The organism is Bacillus sp. AFS040349 (assembly GCF_002577655.1).
Taxonomy (GTDB): domain Bacteria; phylum Bacillota; class Bacilli; order Bacillales; family Bacillaceae; genus Metabacillus.
In genome coordinates, this window is sequence record NZ_NUMC01000160.1 from 1 (window position 1) to 8,072 (window position 8,072).

The window sequence follows — 8,072 nt, forward strand, 5'->3', positions numbered from 1 at the left end:
TTAGGACCCTTGCTTGTCCCGATTCCTCTGGTATCGAGACACATACTCGCTCTTTGCACTTTTTCTCGTCCCGACTCTTCCGGTAATAAACAAATATAGGCTAGTAGAAAAATGCTAAACCCCCGCCTTCAAAAGACGGGGTACCTATTAAAAGTCAAAGTTATTAGGATCTGGTGCAACACGTTTATTTTCATTTAAAGCATCATCTGCTGGATCTCTGTTTCTGTTAATTCAAAAATTGACGCATTTTCAATAATTCGATACTCCTTAGTCAAACTTCAGAATTGTTACAATATCATTTTAAAGATTGGAGTCATAAACCGTTTTGTTTACCAGCAAATTCCCCCAAAAGCGGATGAAGTGAATGTGGTAGAAGCCTAGAACATATTAGCTTCTTTATGTGCATGGGGTAAAATTCATCTAAAACAAGTGAAGTATTTCACCCTAGAAAAACAGCTCCATATCCCATCGCACCAACGATCACTAATGCAGGGTGTACTTTCAGCTTTTCTAACAATAATAAGCTGATCGCAACCAGAAAGAGCGATTGCCATATTCCTGTATCTTGATATGAGGTAAAGAAAAAGCTAAATGCCATCATCCCTAATAACACTGCAATTGCAGGGCGAATGAATGTTGTCATTCTTTTTACTTTTGGAGAATCCTTATACTTATATAAAAACCCTAATAAAACGATCATTAAGATTAATGAAGGAGCAACTGTAGCAAAAATCCCAACAAGACTTCCTAACACTCCCCCTTGTTGGTACCCAATATAACCAGCCATCTTAGTGGCAATTGGGCCTGGAAGAGCATTTCCCAACGCAAGCACTTCACTAAATTCATTTACGTTCATCCAGCCATATCGATCCACTACCTCATTTTCTACAAGCGGGATGGATGCCGGACCACCTCCGTAACCTAAAATCCCTGGTATAAAGAAGGCAAGAAAAATGTCCCAATATAGCACTAAGCACTCCCCCTTTCAACCGTCCGATCTTTATCTGGATTTTTATCTTTTTTTAATATCGCCGCGAGCAATAGTCCCCCAATTAAAATGGCAGGGTGTACTCCTAGAATCTCCATTAAAAGAAAACTACCACATATAAGTGCTAATGCTTTTACCCAGCCGAGTGACTTTTGAGATTTCTTAAAGAAGTCCCAAGTTAAAGTAGCTAACATAACTCCTACGACAGGTACGACTGCCGCTGTCATTCCTTGAACCCATGGATAATTTTTGACAGAGCTAATTGTTGTTAAAAGAACGATCATTAACACAATAGTAGGAAGAATCGTAGAAAGTGTAGCATTTATTAAGCCTAATGTTCCCGCGACTCGATAACCAATATATCCTGCCATTTTTGTAGCAATAGGCCCAGGCAATGTATTCCCAAGAGCTAACACATCTGCAAATTCATCATCATTCATCCATTTGTACTTTTCAACGACCTCTTTATGAACAAGTGGTATTGAAGAAGGACCACCGCCATATCCAAGCATTCCAACCCGAAAAAAAGCTAAAAAAAGCTGCAGGTGTGTCATTTTTTTAAATCACCCTTCTACATTAGATTTTCAATGTGATTCCCCTCGCTATTTATTCTCCCCTTTTTCATTTAAATGTTCCTTAACGATGTTTATGGTGGATCTTACCATTTATGCAATCAACCTTATCATTTGTTAGTTATTGCCTTATATTAAATTAACAAACGGAATATACTTATGATTATAAACCACATAAAGTTAATTTTCTATACAATTTCCAGAAAAAAATTTCAACAAAAAAGAATGACATTTTGATAGTATCTTTCAAAAGTCATTCTTTACAAATTTTATTATAATTTCATTCCGCTTCGACTTTTAAAACGCCTTAGTAAAATGTGACTTTCCACTCTGGTTATTCCTTCAAGTGCATATAATTCTTTGTTGATAAACTTTTCTAATGCCACAAAGTCATCTACCAACACATGCATATGTAGTGTACTAGGGCCTGTCATTTGATAGCAGCTTGAGACACAGGGATTATCCGCCAATGTTTCAGCAACCTCAACTAAATAAGCAGGTTCACAGTCAACCTCAAAAAAAGCTGAAACATTTTTGCCCATCTTCTCAGAATTGATCACAACACTGAACTTTTCAATTACATCATTGTTTATTAATTGATTTACACGTTCTCGAACGGATACCCGTGACAAATCTAGTTCTTTTCCTATATCTGAATAAGACATTCTGCCATTAATCGTGAGTAACTCAAGTATTTTTCTATCAATATGATCTATTTTCAATGAAAACCCATCCTTTAAGTATATATAGTCTTAGTATAATAAGAAGATGGTTTGGTTAAAAGTCTTACATAAAGAAAAGTTATGTTTAACGAATACTATATGAAATATTTACTTTGCGAATACCAGACAAAATAGAGAGGAATATTCCAATGCCTAGTCCAAATTTAGGGCCTGAAACAATTGTTACTGAGAAAGTTAAAAGAAGTATAGCTCCATTCAGTATATTGGTTCTAAGCAAGTAGATCGCCTCTTTTACATCGATTAATTTTATAACTGACACTAAAATGATAGAGGCAAGAACAGCTTTTGGAATAAATGCAAACAATGACGTAAAACAAGCTAACGTAACTATAACAATTCCTGCACTTAAAAAAGAAGAAAATTTTGTCTTTGCTCCTGAGCTATAGTTAACTGCAGACCTTGAAAATCCACCTGCTACTGGCATTGATGAAAAAAAACCTCCAATCAAATTCGCAATGCCAAGAGACTTTAATTCCGTGTTGGGACGAATTGAATATCCTTCTTTCTTTGCAATCACTTTTGCAATAGCGAACGTCTCAATAAAACCTATAAATGCAATGACAATAGCAGTTGGTAACATCACAGATACTTTGTCCAAACTTAATTCAGGTAACACAAATGGAGGAAGCCCCATTGGAATTTCTCCAATAAGCACTACACCTTTGCTTGAAACATTTAATATATAAGCAACCATTGTACTTATAAGGATGAGGAAGATTGGTTGAGGGTAGTTTGGTAGTATTTTTTTTAATAACATAAGTGCAATGACTGAGGTAAAGCCAATTAAGGCTGTTAATACATGAATATCTTTTAGATTAGTTATAATCAACCCTAAGGAGGAAATCATATTACCTCGATCATGCAATGGCATTTTTATGATTGTGCTTATTTGATTTATCGCTATGATCACCGCACATCCTGAAGTGAAACCACTAATAACACCATGAGGAACATGTTCAACAATTCCCCCAACTTTTAGTATGTGTAAGAGGAACTGAATAACACCAACGAGAATCGTCAATATGGCAACATACTGGATATATTCTGGAGTACCTGCAACAGCATATGGTGTCACACCACCGAAAATAAGAATTGAGACCATCGCAACAGGTCCTACTGAAACATGTGGAGACGATCCAAATAATAAATAAATAAGCACTGGAATTGTTGCTGTATATAATCCTATAACAGGTGGCAGCCCTGCTATCAATGCATACGCTATACCTTGTGGAATGACCAATGCAGCAACAACTAGTCCAGAAGATAGGTCACCTCTTATATATTCTTTTTTATAATGTAAGAACGACAACTTAACTTCTCCCTTCTAAAGACCATAAATTGATTCATTTTTATACATATTTCAAAATATTTATATATATGCTCTTCTACCAAACAAATGGTTAGCGAATTAGTTAAATTATTAACATTTGAAAACCCGTCCTACCTAAGAACGGGTTCTTCAAAAAATTACCTTCCAATCGCAGCTCCATCGCTCCTAGGGTCCACTCCACCATGAACAAAGCCCTGATCATCTATGACTATTGCATTTGCATGGCCCATAATTCCAGCAAAATTTTCAACTATATTAACAATATGTCCAGCTTTTGATAATTCCTCAATCACATCCATACTGACTCGACCTTCAATTTTCAACTCTTGAGTTTGCTGTCCCCATGTTCTTCCCCAAACAAATCTAGGTTCACTTATAGCTTGTTGCGGATTCATACCATAGTCAATCATTCTTGTAATGATGACTGTTTGAGTTTGCGGCTGACCTTCACCACCTTGTGTGCCATAAAGAATCCTTGGCTGACCATCTCTTAGAGCCATTGCTGGCATCAGAGTATGGAAAGTTCTTTTTCTCGGCTCGAGGCAATTCACATCACTTGCGTTAAGTGAGAAAAACGAACCCCTATTTTGCATAACAACACCTGTGTCTCCAGCAACCACACCTGATCCAAATTCAAAATAAAGACTTTGTATAAAGGAAACAGCGTTTCCTTCCTCATCTATAACAGCTGCATGAGCTGTGTCGCTGCCAACTGATTGAGTTTCTATATCATTAGTACGGTCAAATTGAATGGCATCTGCTATCTCTTTTGCATACTGCTTACTTACTAATCTTTCTATAGGAACGGAGTAAAACTCAGGGTCTGTTAAATGTTTATTTCGATCTTGGAAACTTCTTTTTAATGATTCTACTAATAAATGATAATATTCGTAAGATCCTTCGGAAATTGCAGTAAAATCAAAATTTTCTAATATATTAAGTGCCATTAATCCCACAAAGCCTTGTGAATTTGGAGGAACTTGATACATATTATACCCGCGATATGTAGAGGTAAGTGGTTCAGTCCATTCTCCTTTATGATGAGCCAAGTCCTCAACCGTTAGCTTGCCGCCCTTATCTTTTAAGCTAGAAATAAGTCGATATGCAAGCTCACCTTTATAAAATTCATCTCTACCAGATAATGCTAACTCTTCTAATGTTGTTGCTAAGTTTTCTTGTACGAATCTTTCATTTACCTTAGGAACCTTTCCTTTGGCTAAAAAAACATTTGCTGTATCTTTATCTCCTTTTAACATCTCTGCATTTTTGACTGTATTTTCATGCTGGTCAAGTGAGAATGGAAACCCTTTGGAAGCATACTCAATTGCTGGCTGCAGCACTTTCTCTAACGAAAGTCGCCCATATTCCTTTAATACAGCATCCCAACTATCGACCATTCCAGGCACCGTTATCACACTCTCAATACCTCGAGTAGGAATAGAGCTTTTTCCTTCATAATCGTTACGTGTTATATTTACTCCTGTTCGTCCACTCCCATTGTAAGCACGTACTTTTTGATCCTTTTTACTGTATGTAAGCCAAAAGGAATCACCACCAAGTCCGGTCATATGTGGGTATACCACCGCAAGGCAGGCACTAACAGCTACTGCTGCATCAAACGCATTTCCTCCTTTTTCAAGGATTGTGTTTCCTGCGTGAGATGCTAAGTAATGTGGACTTACGACCATTGTTTTTGAACCGACAATTGGTTTATTCATGAAATTTCCTCCTCTTTTTTTTTTAATAACATATTCAAGAATAGAAAAAACAAAACCTCTATCATTTTTAAAAAAGGCTTTGCAAATTTCCAGATTTCATAGAGTTTTCACTTCGACTTTTATAGGTTTTATCCATTCCCCATAAGTTTTTTGTTCTAGAATGTTCCCATTCTCATAGATAATATTACCTCTATTAATTGTCCCAACAATCTTACAAGGAAACGTATGCCCCATATACAAGCTCTCCTTATGCTTTGCAAAGAAATTTTCTTTTGTTACTATGAAGGAGTCTTCCAAGGAAACAATAGCAAAGTCGGCATCTCCACCAACCTTGATCTGTCCTTTATCAGATAAACCAAATCTTTCCGCTGGTGCTTGTGCTGTCCACACCGCAACTTGTTCAAAGGGAATATGATAGCGAGTAGCAAGCTCAATTGCAGATAAAAGCGTAAATTGCCCTCCACTAATTCCTCCCCATGCTTCAAACAAATTATATACATTAGGATCTTTCAAGTCATAAGGACATGGAGAATGATCAGAGGTAAGCATATCGAATTTTCCGTTGATTAATAAGTTAATTAATTTTCCCTGCTCTTCCTTTTCTCGTAAAGGTGGTGCACATTTTGCTACGGTTCCTAATTCCCTTAAATGTTCATGGTTGTATAATAAATAATGAGCACATGTTTCTACTGTGATGTTTAGTCCCTTTGCTTTAGCCTCTTCAATCTTTTCAATCGCTTTTGCTGAGCTAATATGAACAAAATGAAGTGGACAGCCTGTAAGCTCTGAATAATGAATAGCTCGTTCAACTGCTTCTACCTCAGCTATAATAGGCCGTGTTTCTAAATAATCATCTGCACTTATATTCCCTTCTTGTTCCTTCTGTTTCTTTAACCAATTTGTTATCGCCGCACTTTCTGAATGAAGCGCTAAAATTTTTCCTAATTCGGCGATCTTCTTCATTCCATTAAGTAAGGTTATATCATCAACCGCTTCAAACTCTTTATTACCTGTAGTTGAGAGAAATGCTTTAAACCCAATTGCACCAGAATGCGCCAGTTCTTCTAAATCCGATTCATTTCCCGGGACAAGTCCTCCCCACAATCCAAAATCGACATAAGATTTTTCATTACCTAATTTTGCTTTTTCATAAAGAGCTTCTTTCGTAACTGTTGAGGGAATTCCATTTAACGGCATATCAAAATAAGTTGTACAACCACCAGCAGCCATCATTTGTGAGCCAGTATGGAAACCTTCCCAATGCTCTCTTCCTGGCTCACTAAAATGTACATGAACATCAATCATTCCTGGGAAAATGTATCGATTAGTAGCATCCCATGTGTTGAGTGTACGTTTTGTTATAGCTTTTTCTATTTCAGTGATTTTTCCGTCTTTTATACCAACGTCCATTTTCTCTGGACCTGATGGCAGAACAACACTTCCATTTTTAATGATTAGATCTAACTGTTCCACTACTTCATCCCCTTTATCTTTTTAAATGAAAGCAGTGCTTAAGATTTACTTAACTTAAGCACCTATCCCTTTATTACACCGCTAGATCTTCTATATCAGTTGATTGTGTAAAGCTCTGCTCAAATCCTTCTTTTACATACTCATCTTGCTTTATTATCCATAGTCTCATGATTGCTGTATAAACAACCCCAGCCGGAACAATTCCTAACAACCAAGAGAGATCAACATTGATAAATGAAAAGCATGTACCTACAGCAATTGCAATAATTGCAGCTGGATTCCACCCTTTATACGCTGGAAATAGGTTCTTCACATCATAAAGTTTACTAACATTGTAGTTTCCTTTATGTACGAGATAGAAATCTGCTACCATCACAGCAAAAATTGGTCCTAAAAACGCGGAGACTATAGAGATAAATAGATTAAAAGTTGAATCAGTCATGATATACCATGGACAAGTGATTACACCTAATATTCCGACAATTACACATGCTTTTTCCCACGAAATCTTAAAAATATCCATGGCTACAAGCACTGGTGGCATTATATTCGCAACTAAGTTTGTTGTAATTTGAGCAATTGCAATAAACAATAAAATGATGATACTAGCAAGCATACTTGAAATATGATCGGATATAATATCTACTGGATTCCATATTCCTACAGCGGCTGCACCAAGAATTCCAACGATAGGTAACAAAATCATCGGCGGAACTATACCTACTACATGCGAACCAATAAATGTCTTTGTAGAAGCTTTTCTAGGAAAATACCTTGTATAATCTGACACATTCAATAATAAAGCTGAAAATTGACCAATTAAAACTGAAATAGCCAACCAAAAAGGAATTCCCCATGAACCCTCAACATTAGCCGTTTCTGTTACTTCAAAGCCAAACGTAGATAAAAATAAGAAAATTAAGTACACTACACCTAACATAATCACAACTGAACCAACCACTTCAATCCACTTAATTGATTTAATTCCTTTAGCAGATAAATAAATTTGTAAAGCCTGAAAACCAAAGAACCATACCCAGACATTGTTAAACTCGAATATATCCATAAAAATTTGATTTAACGCTTGTGCGCCTAACCAACTTTGAACTCCATACCAGAATAATGCTGGTATTGCACGCATTAACGAAGGTATTTTTGCTCCGACTGGACCGAAGGAGGAACGAAGTTGAACAACCATTGGTATTCCATGTTTCCACCCCACTCTACCATTTCGTATTGTCAAAACTT

At 36.6% G+C, this 8,072-nt stretch carries 7 protein-coding genes; all 7 read right to left on the reverse strand.

The genetic code is table 11. From position 1 onward, the window contains the following. Positions 1 to 439: 439 nt before the first annotated feature. Positions 440 to 970, reverse strand: a complete 531-nt coding sequence (locus COD11_RS24900; protein WP_098799583.1) for a chromate transporter — start codon at positions 968 to 970, stop codon at positions 440 to 442. After that, positions 970 to 1,542, reverse strand: coding sequence for a chromate transporter (locus COD11_RS24905; protein ID WP_098799584.1), 573 nt, complete (start codon positions 1,540 to 1,542; stop codon positions 970 to 972). Before COD11_RS24905 ends, COD11_RS24900 begins: the two co-directional genes overlap by 1 nt. 290 nt (positions 1,543 to 1,832) lie before the next feature. After that, positions 1,833 to 2,282, reverse strand: a complete 450-nt coding sequence (locus tag COD11_RS24910) for an Lrp/AsnC family transcriptional regulator (RefSeq protein ID WP_098799585.1) — start codon at positions 2,280 to 2,282, stop codon at positions 1,833 to 1,835. 85 nt (positions 2,283 to 2,367) lie between these two features. After that, positions 2,368 to 3,612 carry a SulP family inorganic anion transporter gene (locus tag COD11_RS24915; RefSeq protein ID WP_098799586.1) on the reverse strand — a complete coding sequence of 415 codons (1,245 nt, stop codon included), beginning with the start codon at positions 3,610 to 3,612 and terminating at the stop codon, positions 2,368 to 2,370. Between the two features lie 158 nt (positions 3,613 to 3,770). Beyond that, positions 3,771 to 5,351, reverse strand: coding sequence for a gamma-glutamyltransferase (gene ggt, locus COD11_RS24920; RefSeq protein ID WP_098799587.1), 1,581 nt, complete (start codon positions 5,349 to 5,351; stop codon positions 3,771 to 3,773). Between the two features lie 96 nt (positions 5,352 to 5,447). Next, complete coding sequence (locus tag COD11_RS24925; protein WP_098799588.1) at positions 5,448 to 6,824, reverse strand: allantoinase; 1,377 nt, start codon at positions 6,822 to 6,824, stop codon at positions 5,448 to 5,450. 73 nt (positions 6,825 to 6,897) lie between these two features. Further along, positions 6,898 to 8,072, reverse strand: a 1,175-nt coding sequence (locus tag COD11_RS24930) for an NCS1 family transporter (protein ID WP_141549744.1), incomplete at its 5' end; no start/stop codon positions are given.